The organism is Amycolatopsis dendrobii (assembly GCF_014145675.1).
Taxonomy (GTDB): domain Bacteria; phylum Actinomycetota; class Actinomycetes; order Mycobacteriales; family Pseudonocardiaceae; genus Amycolatopsis; species Amycolatopsis dendrobii.
Genome location: NZ_JACGZW010000002.1, coordinates 233433 through 251063 on the forward strand (window position 1 = coordinate 233433; position 17631 = coordinate 251063).

At 69.2% G+C, this 17631-nt stretch carries 18 protein-coding genes; 8 read left to right on the top strand and 10 right to left on the bottom strand.

What is annotated here, in order from left to right:
• Positions 1-161: 161 nt before the first annotated feature.
• Positions 162-701, bottom strand: a complete 540-nt coding sequence (locus H4281_RS45475) for a helix-turn-helix domain-containing protein (protein ID WP_182889734.1) — start codon at positions 699-701, stop codon at positions 162-164.
• 112 nt (positions 702-813) lie between these two features.
• Here H4281_RS45475 and H4281_RS05235 point away from each other — a divergent pair, with 112 nt between their 5' ends.
• Entirely contained in the window at positions 814-1776 is a 963-nt protein-coding gene (locus H4281_RS05235; RefSeq protein ID WP_182889735.1) for an AF_0692 family protein, read from the top strand.
• Here the strand turns inward: H4281_RS05235 and H4281_RS05240 are convergent.
• Positions 1759-2592 carry a LysR family transcriptional regulator gene (locus H4281_RS05240; protein WP_182889736.1) on the bottom strand — a complete coding sequence of 278 codons (834 nt, stop codon included), beginning with the start codon at positions 2590-2592 and terminating at the stop codon, positions 1759-1761. The genes H4281_RS05235 and H4281_RS05240 overlap by 18 nt on opposite strands.
• A gap of 70 nt (positions 2593-2662) precedes the next feature.
• Here H4281_RS05240 and H4281_RS05245 point away from each other — a divergent pair, with 70 nt between their 5' ends.
• From H4281_RS05245 to H4281_RS05255, 3 genes are all read left to right on the top strand, one after another.
• Positions 2663-2980 (top strand): hypothetical protein, encoded by a 318-nt coding sequence (locus H4281_RS05245; RefSeq protein WP_182889737.1) that lies wholly within the window; start codon positions 2663-2665, stop codon positions 2978-2980.
• Positions 2977-3708: an SDR family NAD(P)-dependent oxidoreductase gene (locus tag H4281_RS05250; protein WP_312872057.1), complete on the top strand. Its 732-nt coding sequence runs from the start codon at positions 2977-2979 to the stop codon at positions 3706-3708. The genes H4281_RS05245 and H4281_RS05250 overlap by 4 nt, the downstream gene beginning before the upstream one ends.
• Positions 3709-3932: 224 nt before the next feature.
• Positions 3933-4835, top strand: coding sequence for a polysaccharide deacetylase family protein (locus tag H4281_RS05255; RefSeq protein ID WP_182889738.1), 903 nt, complete (start codon positions 3933-3935; stop codon positions 4833-4835).
• Here the strand turns inward: H4281_RS05255 and H4281_RS05260 are convergent.
• On the bottom strand, positions 4771-5982 hold the full coding sequence (locus H4281_RS05260; protein ID WP_182889739.1) for an MFS transporter: 1212 nt from the start codon (positions 5980-5982) through the stop codon (positions 4771-4773). The genes H4281_RS05255 and H4281_RS05260 overlap by 65 nt on opposite strands.
• A 350-nt stretch (positions 5983-6332) precedes the next feature.
• On the opposite strand from H4281_RS05260, the gene H4281_RS05265 reads away from it, so the two are divergent.
• Together H4281_RS05265 and H4281_RS05270 are read left to right on the top strand one after the other, a co-directional pair.
• Positions 6333-7664: a sensor histidine kinase gene (locus tag H4281_RS05265; RefSeq protein WP_220506753.1), complete on the top strand. Its 1332-nt coding sequence runs from the start codon at positions 6333-6335 to the stop codon at positions 7662-7664.
• Between the two features lie 11 nt (positions 7665-7675).
• A complete protein-coding gene (locus tag H4281_RS05270) occupies positions 7676-8323 on the top strand; it encodes a response regulator (RefSeq protein WP_182890222.1) in 648 nt (215 codons plus the stop codon).
• Between the two features lie 38 nt (positions 8324-8361).
• Here H4281_RS05270 and H4281_RS05275 read toward each other — a convergent pair whose 3' ends face one another.
• Positions 8362-10050, bottom strand: a complete 1689-nt coding sequence (locus tag H4281_RS05275; RefSeq protein ID WP_182889740.1) for a 2-isopropylmalate synthase — start codon at positions 10048-10050, stop codon at positions 8362-8364.
• Positions 10051-10253: 203 nt separating this feature from the next.
• Between H4281_RS05275 and H4281_RS05280 the strand changes: the two genes are divergently transcribed.
• Positions 10254-11183 (top strand): LysR family transcriptional regulator, encoded by a 930-nt coding sequence (locus H4281_RS05280; RefSeq protein ID WP_182889741.1) that lies wholly within the window; start codon positions 10254-10256, stop codon positions 11181-11183.
• Here the strand turns inward: H4281_RS05280 and H4281_RS05285 are convergent, their stop codons facing one another.
• The gene (locus tag H4281_RS05285) at positions 11184-11885 is read right to left on the bottom strand and encodes a GNAT family N-acetyltransferase (protein WP_220506821.1); all 702 of its coding nucleotides are present in this window, start codon (positions 11883-11885) and stop codon (positions 11184-11186) included.
• Between the two features lie 16 nt (positions 11886-11901).
• Complete coding sequence (locus H4281_RS05290) at positions 11902-12633, bottom strand: DUF2786 domain-containing protein (RefSeq protein WP_037811165.1); 732 nt, start codon at positions 12631-12633, stop codon at positions 11902-11904.
• A gap of 136 nt (positions 12634-12769) precedes the next feature.
• Between H4281_RS05290 and H4281_RS05295 the strand changes: the two genes are divergently transcribed.
• Entirely contained in the window at positions 12770-14197 is a 1428-nt protein-coding gene (locus tag H4281_RS05295) for a phytoene desaturase family protein (protein ID WP_182889742.1), read from the top strand.
• On the opposite strand, the gene H4281_RS05300 is transcribed toward H4281_RS05295, so the two are convergent.
• The 4 genes from H4281_RS05300 to H4281_RS05315 form a co-directional block, all read right to left on the bottom strand.
• Positions 14164-14814: a response regulator gene (locus H4281_RS05300; RefSeq protein WP_182889743.1), complete on the bottom strand. Its 651-nt coding sequence runs from the start codon at positions 14812-14814 to the stop codon at positions 14164-14166. The genes H4281_RS05295 and H4281_RS05300 overlap by 34 nt on opposite strands.
• Positions 14811-15953: a sensor histidine kinase gene (locus H4281_RS05305; protein ID WP_182890224.1), complete on the bottom strand. Its 1143-nt coding sequence runs from the start codon at positions 15951-15953 to the stop codon at positions 14811-14813. Before H4281_RS05305 ends, H4281_RS05300 begins: the two co-directional genes overlap by 4 nt.
• Positions 15954-16166: 213 nt before the next feature.
• On the bottom strand, positions 16167-16736 hold the full coding sequence (locus H4281_RS05310) for a TetR/AcrR family transcriptional regulator (protein WP_182889744.1): 570 nt from the start codon (positions 16734-16736) through the stop codon (positions 16167-16169).
• Entirely contained in the window at positions 16733-17518 is a 786-nt protein-coding gene (locus tag H4281_RS05315; RefSeq protein WP_182889745.1) for an SGNH/GDSL hydrolase family protein, read from the bottom strand. The genes H4281_RS05310 and H4281_RS05315 overlap by 4 nt, the downstream gene beginning before the upstream one ends.
• Positions 17519-17631: the final 113 nt, after the last annotated feature.

Below are 17631 nucleotides of genomic sequence, written 5' to 3' on the forward strand. Positions count from 1 at the left end.
AAACGCGCGGAGGGAAGAGAGTGTCCGTCCGCGGGACACGGATGTTAAGTCGGGATTTTCGTTGCTAGGCACCGACTTTCGACGGTGTGTTCGGGTCGGCGCAGGTCAGCGGGGGCATAGGTTTTCCCCGGTGCCCAGTGTTATGCCGCCGAGTGGAGCAATCAGCGCGTGGTGGCCCGGACGCGGATGCGCTCGCCCTGCTTGCCGAACATGCTGAGGATCTCGACCGGACCCTCTCCGGTGCTGCCGAACCAATGCGGGATCCGGGTGTCGAATTCGGCGACCTCGCCCGCTTTCAGGACGACGTCGTGTTCGCCGAGCACGAGCCTGCCCTTGCCGCTGAGCACGCAGAACCACTCGTGGCCTGGATGCGTGCGCGGATCGGGTTCGCATGGGGTGGCGTCGAAGATCATCTTGAGCGATTGCAGCCGGCCGGGTTGCCGGGTGAGCGGCACGACGGTCCGGTCGCCGCGGGTGACCGGGTGCAGCGGGGCGGTGCCGACCAGTTCGTCCAGCGGGACGCGGTGCGCGCGGGCGATGGGGAGCAGCAGTTCGAGGGTGGCCTTGCGCTGGCCGGATTCGAGCCGGGAAAGAGTGCTGATGGAGATGCCGGTCGCGTTCGACAGTTCGTCCAGGGTGCGGTTCCGTTGCCGACGGAAATGGCGGAGCCGGGGGCCGACCGCTGCGATGATGTCCTCCACCGAACCAGCATGACACTCCTGGCCACAGGACTGAACGCAATTAGCCCGGCGGCTATCGGCGATCGACCGCGGGCGGATGTTTCGCCTGCTCGGCCGCTCTAGCCTGGTTCGCGTGGTCAGGCAGGCAATCGCACTCTTCTTTCTCGCTCCGCTGGTCGGCGAGTACCTGCTGGGCAACACGCCGGTGACCGACGTCGGCTCGCTCTTCCTGTTCGCGCCGATGTACGGCGGTGGCGCGCTGCTGATCCGCGAGGTCGCGCGACGCACCGGGCGCGGCTGGGCGGCGATCGTCCCGTTCGCGGCGGCGTACGCGCTGCTGGAGGAGGGACCGATCGACATGATGCTGTGGAACCCGGCTTACGGCGGATTCGACCTCGCGGCCGTCTACTCCGAAACGTACGTCCCGGCGCTGGGCACGAGTGTTCAGCTGCTTCAGGACGTGCTGACCATGCACCCGGTCTGGAGCATCTGCGTGCCGATCGCCATCGTGGAAGCGTTCTGCCGGGACCGCACTCAGCCGTGGCTGGGCAAAGCCGGACTGCCAGTGGTCGCGGTGGTCTTCGCGGCCGGGTCGGCGGCGTTGTGCGCGATGCAGATCGCCTCGACGGGGTTCGTGGCTTCGGCGGGTCAGCTGGGTTGGGCGGGCGCGGCCGTCGCCGGGTTGGTCGCGCTGGGATTTTGGCTGGGCAGGAGGCCGGTGCCGCGCCGGGACGGTGCCGCTCCCGCACCCGCGGTCGTGGGGGTCGCGGCGTTCGGGGCGACGAGCCTGGTGTGGTGCCGGGAATTCCTGCCGGACGGGGTTGCGCAACCGGCGGTCGCGGCGGGCTGGTGCGTGCTGGTCGCGGCGGCAGTTGCGCTGGTGTTCCGGTGGTGCCGGTCTGCCGGCTGGGGCGCGCCGCACCGGCTCGCGCTCGCCGCGGGTGCGCTGGTCACCTATGTCTGGGTTGGCTGGTTTCACGCGCGGGACATGGACATTCCGCGGACGACCGCCCTGCTGAGCACCATCGGGTACGCCATCGCGGTAGCCGCGTTGCTGCTGGCGGCCTTCAAACGAGCTTCAGCGCACCGAATCTAGCGCCGCGTTCACGAACGAAGCCACCTGCGGCCGCCGGTCCTGCTCGTTCCAGGCGAGCACCAGCTGACTGGGCGGCGCGTCCCCGATCGGCACGCAGACGACGCCCGGCGGGACCTGGTCGACCAGCGATCGCGGCAGTACGCCGACCATCCGCTCCAGCGAGATGAGGTGCAGCAGCTGGACCACGTCCGCCACCTCCGGGCCGGTTCCGTCGACGCCGGGCACGCCCTTCCACGACGGGAGCGTTTCTCCGTCCAAATCGGACAGCCGGACGGACGCGTGCTGTGCCAGCCGGTGCGTGCTGGGGACGATGGCCACCCGGTCCTCGGCGTGCAGGGTTTCGTAGGCAAGCCCGGTCAGGTTGTCGAACGGGACGAACAGGAGGCCGACGTCCGCGCGGCCGCTGAGGAGAAAGTCGGCACGGTCGGCGGGGCCGCTGAAGAGGATGTCGACCTGGTGCGCGTCGGGATGACGGGAGTACTCGGCGAGGATTCCGGACAGCAGCCCGGCGTCGCCGCCCGGTTTGAGCACCAGGCGCAGGTGGCTTTCGCCGGCGCGGCGGGCGTTGCGGGCGGCGGCGCTGACCGCGTTGAGCGCGTGCCGTCCGTGTTCCTGGAGTGCCTCGCCGGCCGCGGTGAGTTCGACGTGGCGGCTCGAGCGGGCGAACAGTTGCACGCCGAGCCGGGTTTCGATGCGCTGGATCGCCTTCGAGAGCGCGGGCTGGGCGATCGACAGCCGCACCGCGGCGCGGCCGAAGTGCAGCTCGCTGGCGACTGCCAGGAAGTACTCGAGTTCGCGCGTCTCCAGTTCAGCCATGCCTCCAGGTTATCGCCAAATAGCGAATCGGTCTTGGACGTCCAGTCGGCACCGGGGCAAAACTTGAAGCATGATCACGCACACGATGATTGTTTCGTTCGACCAGCCGCTCCCCGACAGTGAGCTGGATCAGTACCTCAGCGATATCAAACAGGCCATGCTGGCGACCGGGTTCGCCGAGTCGGTGCAGACCCGGCGGCACCTGCCGATCCCCGGTGAAGACGCCATCCCGGCGCTCATCGCGACGGCGATCGTCCAGGTCACCCTCGCCGACCTCGACACGCTGGCCAAGAGCTTCACCGCACCCGAACTGCACGAGGTGATCGAGCGGTGGCAGGCGCGGCATTCGTACCGCGTGGCCTGGGCGAACCACGAGTCGCTGTCGTGAACCGGCGGCGTGGGCTCGTCACCGGTGCGGGCAGCGGGATCGGCCGGGCGGCGGCGATCGAGTTCGCGCGCACCGGGGCAGCGGTGGGCGTGCTGGACATCGACGCGGCGGCCGCGGCGGAAACCGTCGAATTGATCAAGAAGGACGGCGGGGAAGCGCTCGCCGTACAGGTCGACATCGCCGACGAGCCGTCAGTGCAGGCCGCGGTCAAGCAGACGGTCGAGGCGTACGGCGGGCTCGACTTCGCGGTGAACAACGCCGGATTGTCGTCGCGCAAACGCGTCGACCAGTTGACTCTCGCTGAGTTCGAGCGCGTCGTGCAGGTGAATCTGTCCGGGACCTTCCTCTGCATGAAGTACGAACTGCCGCACCTGAAGGGCGGCGCGATCGTGAACGTCGCGTCCAACGGCGGGTTGTACGCGATTCCGAACGCGCCGGCTTACGTCGCGGCGAAGCACGGGATCGTGGGCCTGACCAAGGTCGCGGCGGTCGACTACGCGGCGGACGGCATCCGCGTCAACGCGGTGTGCCCGGGGCCGACGCGGACGCCGGGGTTCGACAAGTGGGCCGGCGACCCCGGAATGATCGCCCGGCAGGAGGCGATCACTCCGCTCGGCAGGCTGGCCACTCCGGAGGAAGCCGCCGCGGCCGTGGTCTGGCTTTGTTCGGACGCCGCGTCGTACGTCACCGGGGCGACGCTGTCGGTCGACGGCGGACGGCGGGCGTAGTTCCGGTCGCCGTAGCGGTCTCGACCGCCTGCTACGACGGTGGATTCGACCGGCTCGGCGGCCAGCACGGCGGCTCCGTCGCGCGCGAATGCCTCCCTGGTCCAGGTGCCGCGACCCGACCATGAGCCGCCTTGCTGGCTTCCGGGCGCCACTGGCCGGCTTGTAGGCCTCTTGGTCGGTGGCACAGCGATACGATGAAGCCTCGCGGCACAGGGGGAGGAAGCATGACCGAACCGTGGCAGTGGAGCGAGCAGACCTGGCGCAACCACGTCGGTCGCGTGCGTGCCGGCCGGCCGTTGCGGCCGGAATCCTGGCCGGGCGGGGCGCGAGTGGCCGTGGCGTTGTCGTTCGACTCCGACCACGAGACGATCTCGCTGCGCGACGGCCAGGTGCTGCCGGGCAAGCTGTCGCAAGGCGAGTACGGCTCGCGGGTCGGCGTGCCGCGGGTGCTGAAGCTGCTTGAGCGGTTCGGGGCGCCGTCGACGTTCTTCATGCCCGCGGTGTCGGGGTTGCTGCACGACGGCGAGGCACAGTCCTATGTGGAGGCCGGACACGAGGTCGCGTTGCACGGCTGGATCCACGAAAGCAATGCGCAACTGCCGTCTCTTGCGGAACGTGACCTCACGTTCCGGGCCGCCGATGCGTTGGAACGGCTCACCGGCACCCGTCCGGTCGGCATTCGCACCCCGTCGTGGGACTTCTCCGAAAGCTCCCTCGCGATCATCCGCGAACTGGGCCTGGCTTACGACTCCTCGCTGATGGCGGACAACGACTGCTACGAGATCCTCGCCGACGGCGAACCGACCGGCATTGTCGAGCTTCCGGTGGAATGGATCCGCGACGACGCGCCGTACTTCACGATGAACCGCTTCGGCTCGCAGCGCCCGTACACCCCGCCGCGGGAAGTGCTGCCGATCTGGCGCGACGAGTTCGACCTCGCCTTGGCCGAGGGCGGGCTCTTCCAGCTCACCATGCACCCGCACATCATCGGACATCGTTCCCGCATCACGATTCTCGCCGAGCTGCTGGAGCACATCGCTTCGCACGACGGGGTTTGGTTCGCTACGCACGCGCAAGTCGTCGACTACGTTTCAAGGCCGAGCGCCGATGGATCGCCGCCACGATAGTGCCGACGACCGCGGCCAAAGCTCCGGCCAGAATGAACGTCGTCCCCATCCCGACTGCGTCGATCACCGGCTGCGCGATCAGCGGCGACGAGAACTGGCCGAGGAACAACGCGGACGTCAGCAACCCGAGTGACCTGGTCCGTACCCCGGGGGAAGCGGTGGAAACCAGCCATCCGTTGACGGTCGGGTTTTGCAGACCCACGCCGAGTCCGACCACGACCATGCCCAGCGCGGCCGTCCACAACGCGCCGGCGGTGCCGAGGACGACCAGTCCGACGGCGAAGGCGGCGAACATCGCGATGGCCAGCATCGGAAAGGACCAGCGAGCGCGCAGCCGCCGGAAGTTCAGTCCCACCAGGGTCATCACCAGATTGACCGCGGCGATCAAGGCTCCCGCGACCGCTGGTCCCGCGCCGCCGACTTCGGCCAGCCAGAACGGAGCCTGCGTCGGAACGGTGTAGAAGACCACGACACCGATGAAGATCAGCGCGTACAACCCCAGCAGCCGTGGCTGCCACGGCGATGCGGCCGTGGTGGTGTCCGTCGGATCGGCCGGCTGGACGGGTGCGTCCGGCACGAATCGGAGCACGAGCGCCAGCATCGGAATCGCCAGCAGGTAGATCGCGAACGGGCCCCGCCAGTCCAGCGCGGCCAGCAAGCCGCCGAGCAGCAGTGCGACGACACCGCCGAAACCCATTGCCGCGCCTTGCAGTCCGAGCACACGGCCGTGTTCCTCGGGGGCATGGTGGTCGGCGATCAACGCGGTTGACGTGGTCATGATGCCGGCGATGCCGATCCCGAGCACGGCCCGTCCGACGAGCAGTGCGGGGAGGGAGTCCAGCAGCAGGCCGGATCCGCCGCCGACGGTGTAGAGGGCGAGGCAGCCGATCAGCAGCGGGACGCGTCCGGTCCGGCCGCTCAGTTTGGCGAGCAACGGTGCGGACACCATGATCGCCAGGCCCGGCAAGGTGAGCACCAGCCGGACGAGGAGCTCCGCGTGCGGTTCGGCGGCGAAATGTCGTTGCATGCCCGGCAACGCGGGTGTGATCGTGGCGCTGGCCATGATGGTCATGGTGCTGACGCCGAGCAGCGTCGCCAGCAAGGATCTCGGTGGGCGCCGCACTCCGGCGTCAGTCGTTTCGGTCACGACGTCGAAGGTAAAACTTCAACTTAACTTGAAGTCAATGCCGAGACCGCTTGCTGGAACTGGGTTGCGGTGGGAGCGGAATCCGGCGCGGCGTGCCAGATCAGGGACGCGCCGTTGAGTGCCATGCTGCTCGACGGTACGGCGTGGGCGGGCTCGCCACCACGATGGCGATCATGGGCGCGGAGGCGTTGGCCGCGGCAATCGAGGCAGGCGACCTCCGCAGTTACGAAACCCGGATGCGCCGGTTCGTCCACTGGGGGCAACCTGCCGCCGTGGTATGCCTAGCCCTACCCTCGAGACTACGGGCAAGCTGATCGAAACCGGACAGTCCGCTGGCTAATCTGGATCTCGTGGCTACCGTCTCTACGACCGCGAATCCGCGCACTGTGCTGGATGCCCTGTCGCATCGGAAGTTCCTGATTTCCTCCTGGCCGTGGCGGGCGCTGCTTTACGGGCTCAGCACCGGCCCAATGACGCTGCTGTTCGGCCTTCCGTTCGGATGCTGCCTGTTGCCGCTCGCGGTGCTGGTCAGCCGCGTCGTGCACGGGCAGACCTCCGATCTGGCGCTCGTCGCGGCGTTCTCGGTGTTCGGCATGCTGCTGTTCCTGAGCGCTGGCCCGGCGTGGGCGGCGGTGGTGGCCGGGGTCGAACGGCAGCGGCTGCGCATGGTCGACCTCAACCCGGTGACTGTCCCCTTTGGACCGATCAGCGAACCGGGTTGGTGGCCGCGAATGCGAACGCGGTACACCGAGCCGGCGGCATGGCGCGAACTCGGCTACGCGGTTCTGTTGTGCACCGCGATTCCCGCGCTGTACTCAGTGGCCGGCATGGTCGCGTTGTTCGCCGCGGTTCTGGTGGCGAGTCCGTTGCTCGTCAACGCGAACGACACGATTTCCGTGGGTTTCACCGAGGTTTCCACTCCCGGAGGCGCGGTCCCGTACGCACTGGCCGGTGCGGTCCTGCTCGTTCTGTCGGGCTATCTGCTGTCCGGGTTCGCTGGTCTGCACGCGATGCTGGCCCGTTCGCTGCTCACCGACGGGGCTGCCGAGAAGCTCCGCGGCGAGCTGACCGAGGTGTCGCAATCCCGCACCCGGCTGTTGTCGGCGTTTGACGCGGAACGCAAGCGCATCGAACGCGATCTGCACGACGGCGCGCAGCAGCGGCTGGTCGGGCTGAGCCTGCAACTCGGGCTCGCGAAGGTCGATCTGCCGCCGGATTCCGCGGCGGCGAAGGCGGTGTCGGACGCGCACGACCAGGCTAAGAAGCTGATGGTCGAGCTGCGCGAGCTGATCAACGGAATCCACCCGCGCGCGCTCGCCGAACTCGGTTTGCCCGCCGCGCTGGAGGAACTCGCCGACGGCTGCGCGGTGCCGGTCACCGTCGATGTGGCGGTGCCGGTGCGGTTGCCGGAGCCGGTGGAATCCACCGCGTACTTCGTGGTGGCCGAGTCGCTGACCAATGTCGCCAAGCATTCCGCGGCCAGTTGCGCTTCGGTGACCGCCGGAATTGTCGGCCGGATCCTTGCTATTGAGGTATGGGACAACGGAGCAGGCGGTGCTGAGCCGTCGCGCGGCACGGGGATCACCGGGTTGAGCGATCGGGTCGCCGTGCTGGGCGGCCGGATGTGGGTGCGCAGTCCGGTCGGCGGGCCGACCGTCGTGCGAGTGGAGCTGCCGTGCTGAGCGGAGAGCCGATGCGGGTCGTCCTCGCCGAAGACGAGGTGCTGCTGCGCGAGGGATTGTGCGGGTTGCTGGAGCGGTTCGGCTTCGCGGTCGTCGCCGCGGTCGGCGATGCCGAGGGCTTGCACGCCGCCGTGCGCGAGCACGATCCGGACCTGGTGCTCACCGACATCCGGATGCCGCCCGGCCATTCGGACGAGGGGCTGCGCGCCGCGGTCGAACTGCGCCGCACGCGACCGGAGCTGGCCGTGGTGGTGCTGAGCCAATACGTCGAACACCACCACGCGGCCGACCTGCTCGACTCCGCCGAGGGGCGCGGGGTCGGCTACCTGCTGAAGGACCGGGTGGTCGACGTCGAGGAATTCGTCGGGACGCTGCGCCAGGTCGTGGACGGCGGAACGGCGGTGGATCCGCAGGTGGTGCGCCAGCTGCTGCGCCGCCGGGCCGACCCGATCGCCCGGTTGTCGGCGAGAGAACGGGAAGTCCTGTCGCTGATCGCCGAGGGACACTCGAACGCCTCGATCGCCCGGCGGCTGGTGGTGTCCGACGCCGCGGTGGGCAAGCATGTCGGGAGCATCCTGTCGAAGCTTGACCTCCCGCCGACAGATGACGGGAATCGGCGAGTACTGGCGGTGTTGGCGTTTCTTCGCGGTAGCGGCTGAGGCGGTGCGAGCGCGGTTCGCGCTCGCACCGCTGGGTCTTACGCCGCGTTCACTACCGCGGTCAGGCTGGCCGCGAGTACCGAACGATCGCGCCCGGCTGTCCACTGGGTACCGCTGTCAGTGCGATACTCCAGCAGAGTCAACGCTTCACTGTCGTTGCCGGAGCCGATGCTCGTCTGGTGCAACGCCACGATGTCCACCTTCCGGCCGTGCTCGCCGAGTGCCGCGGTGAGCGCTTCGACCGGGCCGGTTCCGGCGTGTGTGCTGGTGTGCTCGATTCCGTCGGCGCGCAGGGTGATGCTGGTGTGCTCGTCGGCGGAGTTTTCGAAGCGGGACAACGTGATCGCCGGATTCGGCTGGAGGTACGCGGCTTCGAAGAGCTGCCACAGTTCGGTCGCGGTCACCTCGTGGCCGGAGTCGTCGGTGTGGCCTTGGACGCGGCGCGCGAAGTCGATCTGCAGCCGGCGCGGCAGCGTGATCCCGTACTCGCTTTCCAGCAGGTAGGCGATTCCGCCCTTGCCGGACTGCGAGTTCACCCGGATCACGGCGGCGTAGTCGCGACCGAGGTCGGCGGGGTCGATCGGCAGGTACGGGACGCGCCACTCCAGTTCGTGCGCGGGCACGCCGGTTTCCGCGGCGCGCGCGTGATGCTCCGCGAAGCCCTTCTTGATCGCGTCCTGATGCGTGCCGCTGAACGCGGTGTGCACGAGGTCGCCGACGTACGGATGCCGGGCGTGGACCTCGATTCGGTTGCAGTACTCGACGGTGCGGCGGATCTCGTCGATGTCCGAGAAGTCGATCATCGGGTCGACGCCCTGCGCGTGCAGGTTGAGCGCCAGAGTCGCCAGGTCGACGTTGCCGGTGCGCTCGCCGTTGCCGAAGATGCAGCCCTCGACGCGTTCGGCCCCGGCCAGCACGGCGAGTTCGGCGCAGGCGACACCGGTGCCGCGGTCGTTGTGCGGGTGCACGGAAAGGATCACCGAATCGCGGCGCGCGAGGTTGCGGTGCATGTACTCGATCTGGTCGGCGTACACATTGGGTGTCGCGATCTCGACCGTCGCCGGCAGGTTCAGGATCACCGGACGGTCCGGGCTCGCCTCCCACGTCTCGGTGACCGCGTCGCAGACTTCCAGGACATAGTCGGGTTCGGTGAGGTTGAAGACCTCGGGGGAGAACTCGAAGCGGACGTTCGGCAGGTCGCCGGCCGCGCGCAGAACGTCGCGGGCGCCGTCGAGGATCAGTTCTTTCAGCGACGCCTGATCGTGGCCGAGGACCACCGTGCGCCAGGTCGGTGCGGTGGCGGTGTACAGGTGGATCACGACGTCATTGCGGATGCCGCGGACGGACTCCACGGTGCGCTCGATCAGGTCGCGCCGCGCCGGGGTGAACACGACGATGGTGACGTCGTCCGGGGCCAGGTCGGTGTCCGCGAGCAGCCGGACGAAGTCGTAGTCGGTCTGCGAGGCGGACGGGTAGCCGACCTCGATTTCCTTGTACCCCATGCTGATCATCAGCTCGAAGAACCGGCGTTTGCGCGCCGGGTCCATCGGTTCGGCGAGTGCCTGGTTGCCGTCGCGCAGGTCGACCGGCACCCACAGCGGGGCTTGCGTGATCCGGTTGCCGGGCCAGGCGCGCCCGGCGTTGGGGACGTCGACGCGCTGGTAGACGTCGCGGTAGCGGTACGACGGCATGCGGGAGGCTCGCTGCCGGTTCCAAGCGGTGCTCATCTGCGGTCCTTCAGGTGGTCGGAAGCCGACCGGCGCGCGTGCTTGCCCCACGGCGGGGGGCCGGTCCGGTCAGGCCCCGCCGTGGCGGCGAAGGAGAAGGAAGCGCGTGAACATCGAGCCGGAGCGTAGCACAACTCCTCAGACAAGTAGCGGGGTTAAGCCAAGCCGACGCGGCGCGCGGCGCGAGCGCTTAGGATTGCCCCGTGGAGCTGGATTTCGTGCGGACCTTCGTCGCCGTCGTGGACGGAGGGCAGTTCCAGGAAGCGGCCGCGGAGCTGGGGATCACGCAGCAAGCAGTGTCCAAACGCGTCGGTGCGCTGGAACGCGAGCTCGGCGTGCGGTTGTTCACGCGCACCGCGCGCGGGGCCCGGTTGAGCAGCGACGGCGCGGCGTTCCTGCCGCACGCACGCGTGCTGCTCGACGCGGAGAAAAGCGCGCTCGCCGCGGTGCGGCCGGAGAAGCGTCCGCTGCGGGTCGACGTGCTGAACCGGCGGACCAAGTCGGCGCAACTCGCGCTGGGCTTCCACCGGGCGTTTCCGGAAGTGGAGCTGGAGGTCGTGACCACCGGCGCCGAACTGAGCTTCGACGCGGCCGTCGCCGCGGTCGCGGCCGGTTCGGTCGACGCGGCGTTCCGCGGTGTGCCGAAGCGCGACCTGCCAGGCGGCGTGACGAGCGGAGTGGTGGACTACGACGCGCACGAGCTGCTGGTCGGCCCGCGCCATCCGTTCGCCGACCTGCCCTCGGTGCCGATCGGGAAGCTCGTCGGCCACCGGATCTGGATGCCGGGGCTGTCGGCGAGCATGGAATGGGGCGCGTACTACGCGGAGCTGGCCGAGGCGTTCGACCTGACCATCGACGTGTCCGGCCCGGTCTTCGGCAACGAAACGATGCTGGACGAACTGGCGGTCTCGCCCGACCTGTCGACCTTCGTGGGCGCTGGCTCGCGCTATTTCTGGCCGGACGAGTACGACCTCCGCCGGGTGCTGGTGGTCGACCCGACGCCGGTGTACCCGATGTCGCTGCTGTGGCGGCGGGAGCCCGCGCATCCGGACGTGCGGAAACTGCGCGATCACCTGGTGACCGGGCCGGAACCGGGCGACGGAGTTTGGCTGCCCGGGTGGGAGCAGGCGTAGTCAGAGCGGGTGTTCGTACCAGACGTTCGGCTCGACGTACACGCCCAGATCCTGTTCCGTTGCCGCGAGCACCGGCGCGATCCCGCCGGGCACGACGGTGTGTCCGTCTTCGAGCCGAATGCCGGTCCACTGTTCCCACTGCGCGAGCGTGCCGGTGACGGTCATCGCGAACGGCGCGATCTTCCGGAACTCCGCGCCCAGTCGCTCGTGACTGCGCAGCCAGGGATCGGCGCGCCGGCCAAGATAGTCCACAATGGACTCCAGCGGTGGTTTGCCGGTCGGCCGCACGGGCACGACCAGCCGGGAAAGCCCAGCCCGGCGCGCCCGGTTCTTCAGCTCGACGAGTGCTTGCGCGGCAATGCCTTGTCCGCGCGCGGATTCCGCGACGTACACCTCCAGCGCGACCAGCGTGGTGGGTTCCCGTCCGTCGAGGTGGTCTTCGGCAGCCCAGACGAGGGCGCTGTCCCAGCCGTGGTCCGGCAGCTCGGGTCGTTCTGGAGCGGGGAAAGCGACCGGAATCGCCGCTGCTCGCGCTACCGGAACACCGTCGTCGAGCAGTACCAGGAAGAACTCGGGGGCGATGCGCCTCGAGCTGGCCAGCCCCGCGGTGAGGCCTTGGCCGAGGAACTCTCCGCCGACGAACCCCAGCTGGAGCGCGGGAACCCGCAGCTCCGGGCGGGTAGCGAGGTCTTCGATGCGCAGCACGACGCCCACCGGTTCAGCGCACCGGGAGCGCCGACCGCCGCCTGCCCAGCGCCGCCGGGTCGAGATTCGCCCGGGTCCCGGCCCGGTGCCCCTCCCGATACCCCGACCCCGACAACCGTCGCGGGGCCGCCGAGCGCAGGTCGCCGTACTCGCGGTCGAAGGCCTGCTGCACCAACGCCGTCCGGTCCCGCACCACCAGCTCCGCCGACTTCCCGCCTGCGACATCGGAATACGTCCGCGCGGCGTTCTCCTCCGCCGCGGTCAGCCGCTCGTGCACCGCACGCGCGAACCCGTGCAGCCACGTCCGCCGGTACGCCGCCAGCGATTCGCGGAACACCCGTTCCTCCGGCCGCACGCGTGTGAGCTGGGTGCTCGCTTGCAGCAACAGGCTGGTGAACAGCAACTCGACCCGCGCGAGGTCGGTGCGGAAGCCGAACACGGTGACCTCTTCGACCCCTTGGCCGACCCGGTGCAGCAAGGTCCGGCAGCGCAGCGGGTACGCGATGCTGGTGAGCAGACTGGCTTTGTCTCGGCTGTACGGATTGGAGATCGGCAGCTTCAGCACCGTGATGTCGTCGCCGCTCTGACCGGACGCGGCCAGCATCGCGTTGTCGATCCCGTGCCGCGCGATCAGCTGCGCCGCTTTGGTGTTGTACAGCTCGGCTTCGGCGGGCGTGACGGCCGGGTCCTCGGCCTTGGCCAGCAGCTTCCGCACGCGCTCCAGCAACGTGTCGTGGTCGGGCATGACCCCCCCTCTCCAGCAGGCGCGGCCCGTGCGGACCGGCATGGGGTGCACGGTAGGCGTGGGGTACGACAATATTCGATCAGATGTTCGGGAGTGACACTGGGCGCCCGGTTCGTCGCGGTCCTACGATCGGGACGTGTTTCCGCCCGTCACGCTGGACGTCGCGGTCGTCGGCTCGGGCCCGAACGGCCTGGCCGCGGCCGTAGTGCTGGCGCGGGCCGGGTTGTCGGTCGAGGTGTACGAGGCAGCGGCCGAGCCCGGCGGCGGGGCGCGATCGAAGCGATTGTTCGACGCGGACGTTATCCATGACATCTGCTCGGCGGTCCATCCGATGGCCGCGGCTTCGCCGTTCCTCAGGCAGTTCGATCTGGACCTCTGCCATCCCGAAATCCCGTACGCGCACCCGATCGACGAGAAGACCGCAGCCATCGCGTACGCGGACCTCGACCGCACCTGTGCCCGGCTAGGAACCGACGGTGCGCGTTGGCGGCGCTTCATGGCACCGCTGATCGAGCACAGTGCTGAGATCACCGAAGTACTCCTCGGCGACCTTCGCCACCCGCCGCATCCGCGTACGGCGGCGTACATCGCGACGCGCGCTCTCGCGGCTAACTCCTTCAAGAGCAAGGAAGCGGCAGCGCTCATAGCCGGTGTCGAGGCACACGCGCTCGGCAAACTGCCTTCACTCATCGGCAGCGGGATCGCGGTCCTGCTGACGCATCTCGCGCACAGCACAGGCTGGCCGATTCCCCGCGGCGGTTCGCAACGGATCACCGATGCTCTCGTCGCCGACATCGAGGCCCACGGTGGTCGCGTACGCACCAACGCGCGCGTCACCGACGTACGCGACTTAGCGCACGCACGCGCCGTCCTCTTGGACCTAGCGCCGAAAGGCGTCCTCGATATCGCCGGACGGTTGCTGCCCCAGCAGTACCGCAGAGCGCTGGAGAATGTCCGATACGGGCCGGCCGCGGCGAAGGTCGACTTCCTGGTCTCCGAAGCGATCCCGTGGCGCGAAACGGAACTCGGCCGGGCCGGGACTATCCACATCGGAGGGACAAGAGCAGAAGTGTACGCGGCCGACAACGCAGTCGCTGCCGGAAAGCGGGCGCGGGATCCGTTCGTCCTCCTTTCCCAGCCGATGACCGCCGACCCGTCCCGTGGCCTCCCCGGCAAGCAGCCGATCTGGGCCTACGCCCATGTCCCGCACGGAGATCCGCTCGACCCGACCGCCGCGATCATCCGCCGCATCGAACGCTTCGCTCCCGGTTTCCGCGACACGATCCTCGCCTCGCGCGCGATCCCGGCGCGCGATTTCGAGGCTTACAACGCCAATTACGTCGGCGGCGACATCGCGGCCGCCGCGGTCACGCTGCGCCAGGTGCTGGGTCGGCCGATCCTGCGCTGGGACCCGTACCGAACCCCATTGCGTGGCGTCTACCTGTGCTCAGCCGCGACCCCGCCCGGGCCGGGAGTGCACGGAATGGCCGGTCAACACGCCGCGGAACGGGTGCTGCGCAACGAATTCGGCTACCGTCCCGGCCGGACCAAGCCGGTTTCGTAAGCGACCACCACTGCCTGTGCGCGGCTGGAAATCCCGAGCTTCGGCATCAGCCGGTTGAGATGAGTCTTCACCGTCGCCTCGCTGACCAGCAACCGAGTCGCGATCTCCCCGTTCGGCATCCCCGTCCCCACCAACCGGAGCACCTCGCGTTCGCGCTCGGTCAGCGCGCTCAGCTCCGGCGCGGGTTCCGCGGGCGGCGTACTCGTGTACGCCTCCACCAGCCGCCGCGTGATTGTCGGGCCGAACAGCATGTCTCCGCGCGCCACTGACTGGATGCCGGAGATCAGCGTCTCCGGAGGGCTGTCCTTGAGCAGGAATCCGGCCGCACCGGCCCGCAGCGCGCGGTAGACGTACTCGTCGAGGTCGAAGACGGTCAGGATCAGCACGCGCGGGTTGTCCGGCCCGGCGAGGATGCGGGCGGTGGCCGAAACGCCGTCGAGACCGGGCAGCCGGATGTCCATCAGGATCACCTCGGGCCGCAGCCGCGCCGCCTCGTGCACGGCTTCCAAACCGTCCCGCGCCTCGCCGACGACTTCGACGCCCGGCGCGGCGTTGAGCAGCGCGACGAGGCCGGCGCGGACGAGATCCTGGTCGTCCACCACGAGCACACTGGTCACTTCGGTTCTCCACCGGTCCGGTCCGAGTACGGGAGGGTCAGCACCACCTCGAACCCCGCCGGTTCGCGTGGCCCGATTTCGATCTCGCCACCGTACATACGCGCCCGCTCCCGCATGCCGACGAGGCCGTGACCGGCGGGATTGCCGTCGGCGCGCGGTCCGCCGCCGGAGTCGGCGACGCTCAGCCGCAATGCGTCGGACAGGTACTCGACATCCAGCGCGGCGAAGGAATCCGGCGCGTGCTTCAGGACGTTCGTGAGCGCTTCTTGGGCGACCCGGTACGCGCACAGTTGCTGCCCCGACGGCAACGTCCGCGGCGTTCCGGTGACCCGCAGCCGCACGGTCAGCCCGGCCTCGCGGACCCGGCTGACCAGCGAGGGAAGCTCTTCGAGACCCGGCTGCGGACGGTATTCGCCCGGCTCGTGGTGCGGCGGGCGCAGCACGCTGAGCAGACGGCGGAGTTCGTCCAGCGCCTCGGTGGTCGTGCCGGTGATCGTGTCGAGCGCGCCGCGCGCGGTGTCCGGCGCGGACTCGAAGACGTACCGCGCGAGGTTGGCCTGCACGGAGATCACCGACAGATGATGCGAGACAACGTCGTGCAGTTCGCGGGCGATACGCAGCCGCTCTTCGACGACCGCCAGTTCGGCGCGGTCAGCACGCTCCGCGGTCGCGTCGAGGGCGAGCCCGCGAAGGTAGACCGAGTGTCCAATAAGGATGATCACGCACGCTTGCAGTGCCGCGATCACTGTGTCGCCGACGGGATTCGAGTTGTCGCCGACGAGCATCGTGATCTCGAAGCCGGCCACCGCGAACAGCGAAGGCGGCCAGGCCTGCCGGATCGGATAGCGCGCCCACACTGTGTACGCGGCGATCATCAGGTCGGGACGGCCGAGCGTCGCGCGGTATCCGGCCAGCGCGAACGCGCCGACCAGCAGGGTCACCGCGATCAGCGCGCTGATCGGGTAGCGTCGCCGGACCACCAGCGGGGCCGCGCCCGCCGCGGCGAGCAGCAGCCCGAACAGCCCCGGCCGGTCGCCGAGGGAGCCGTGGTGGACCGCCGCCCCGGCGAAAAGGAATAGTCCGACCGCAGCCGCCAGGAGCGAATCCGTGCACAGCGGCCGCGCCCGCAGGATCCGCATCACGCGCCGAAACTACCTCCCTGACCGGCGGTTTCCCAATTCCGTACCGCGATCGCGGCAGGCCGCCTACCGCGAGGGTTTACCCGCGGCTGCGGCGAAGGGCGGATTCCGCGGACGGGATCGAGCGGTTACGGTCGGTTCTGAATGGTCATCCATTCCCGCTGTTCGGCGGAGAGCCAGGGGTGGGGAGGATTCCGGGCTCTCCGCTGAGCTTCACCCCAGATACGCGTCGAGCGTCACCGCCAGCGCCGATTCCGGCGAAGGCGCGAAGCTGGCCCCGGCCAGCCCGCCCCACAGCCACAGCTGCGCGAGACCGTGTAAAGCCGCCCACAGCGACGCCGCGACCAGCCGAGGATCCGTACCCGGACGCAGCCGGTCGTCGTCCGCTTCGGCGCGGTCAAGCCGCACTAGCTCGGCGAAGGTGTCGAAGACGGCACTGCTGGCCGCGACCAGCCCCGGCTCCTGCGGGTCGATGAGGTCGCGACGGAACATCAGCTCGAACATCGCAGGGTTCGTAACCGCGAAGTCGACGTACGCGTGACAGGCGGCCGTGACGCGTTCGCGCGGGGTGCCATCGGGCAACTGTGCGCCGCGATGGAGCAGCTGTGTGAAGCCAAGCGTCGCTACGGCTGACAGCAGCTCCGCGCGTCCCGAGAAGTGACGAAGCGGCGCACCGTGCGACACGCCTGCTGCCTTCGCGATACCGCGCAACGTCACGGCCTCGACGCCGGAGCCGACGAGCAGATCCGCCGCGGTGCGGATCAACCGCTGCCGTGCGCTCATACCTGAGCTTCGGAGAAGGCCACCGGCAGCAGCTCTGGACGCTTCGGCAGGAAGCCGTCGCCAGGGGACCGGCCGGTGAGGCGGTTGCGCAGCCGCGTGATTCCCACCGGCAGCACCTCCTGCCACAGCCAGCGCAGGTCGGCGATCGCGCTGCCCTGGGCCGGAGCGCCGGGAAGCGGCTGGAGCCAGCTGCCGTCGTGCGCGACGCCGAGCCGGTCGAGCACGTGGCCAGCGACGCGCAGATGCCCGGCCTGCGACAGGTGCAACCGGTCCGGCCCGAAGTAACGCGAGTCGTGTGCGGCCTGGTCCGGCCACAGGTCGACGAGCTTCGCGCCGTAGCTGACCGACGCCTCGCGGATGGCGTTGTTGAGCGCGGTGACCCGCGGCCGCATCCGCCCGCCCAGCGGCATGCGGTGCGCGATGTCGCTCAAGGTGAAGGTGACGACCGTCGGCGCGATCTGCGTGCACTGCCGGATCGCGGTGTCGACCCGGCGAGCGACCGTGCGAGCGTCCCAGCCGCGGCTCATCACGTCATTGCCACCGCCGAACAAGGCGATCAGATCCGGCTCGTGCCGCTCGGCCGTGGGCAGCTGCTCCGCGGCGATCTGGTCCAGCCGCCGGCCGCGAACGGCGAGATTGGCGTAACGGAACGCGGTTTCGTCGCGCGCGAGCCGGCTGGCGACGTAGTCCGCCCAGCCGCGGTACCGGCTGTGATCCGGGTAGGGATCGTCCAGCCCCTCCGCGCAGCTGTCGCCGACGGCGACGAACGTGTGGAAACCCATTCCGCTCTCCGTAACCCCTGGTTCATCTTGTAGACACTGTCTATCAAAGTAAGTAGACGCTGTCTACCTCGGGTGCGCCCGACTTTCGGGTCTACAACGCAGTGCTTCCGGGC

What these genes read in the sequence shown, in the direction of transcription:
- H4281_RS05275 (WP_182889740.1), bottom strand. Translation starts at nt 10,050, where the DNA reads ATGAGCACCGCTTGGAACCGGCAGCGAGCCTCCCGCATGCCGTCGTAC.
- H4281_RS05305 (WP_182890224.1), bottom strand. Translation starts at nt 15,953, where the DNA reads ATGCGGATCCTGCGGGCGCGGCCGCTGTGCACGGATTCGCTCCTGGCG.
- H4281_RS05290 (WP_037811165.1), bottom strand. Translation starts at nt 12,633, where the DNA reads ATGCCCGACCACGACACGTTGCTGGAGCGCGTGCGGAAGCTGCTGGCC.
- H4281_RS05270 (WP_182890222.1), top strand. Translation starts at nt 7,676, where the DNA reads ATGCGGGTCGTCCTCGCCGAAGACGAGGTGCTGCTGCGCGAGGGATTG.
- H4281_RS05310 (WP_182889744.1), bottom strand. Translation starts at nt 16,736, where the DNA reads ATGAGCGCACGGCAGCGGTTGATCCGCACCGCGGCGGATCTGCTCGTC.
- H4281_RS05245 (WP_182889737.1), top strand. Translation starts at nt 2,663, where the DNA reads ATGATCACGCACACGATGATTGTTTCGTTCGACCAGCCGCTCCCCGAC.
- H4281_RS05315 (WP_182889745.1), bottom strand. Translation starts at nt 17,518, where the DNA reads ATGGGTTTCCACACGTTCGTCGCCGTCGGCGACAGCTGCGCGGAGGGG.
- H4281_RS05240 (WP_182889736.1), bottom strand. Translation starts at nt 2,592, where the DNA reads ATGGCTGAACTGGAGACGCGCGAACTCGAGTACTTCCTGGCAGTCGCC.
- H4281_RS05255 (WP_182889738.1), top strand. Translation starts at nt 3,933, where the DNA reads ATGACCGAACCGTGGCAGTGGAGCGAGCAGACCTGGCGCAACCACGTC.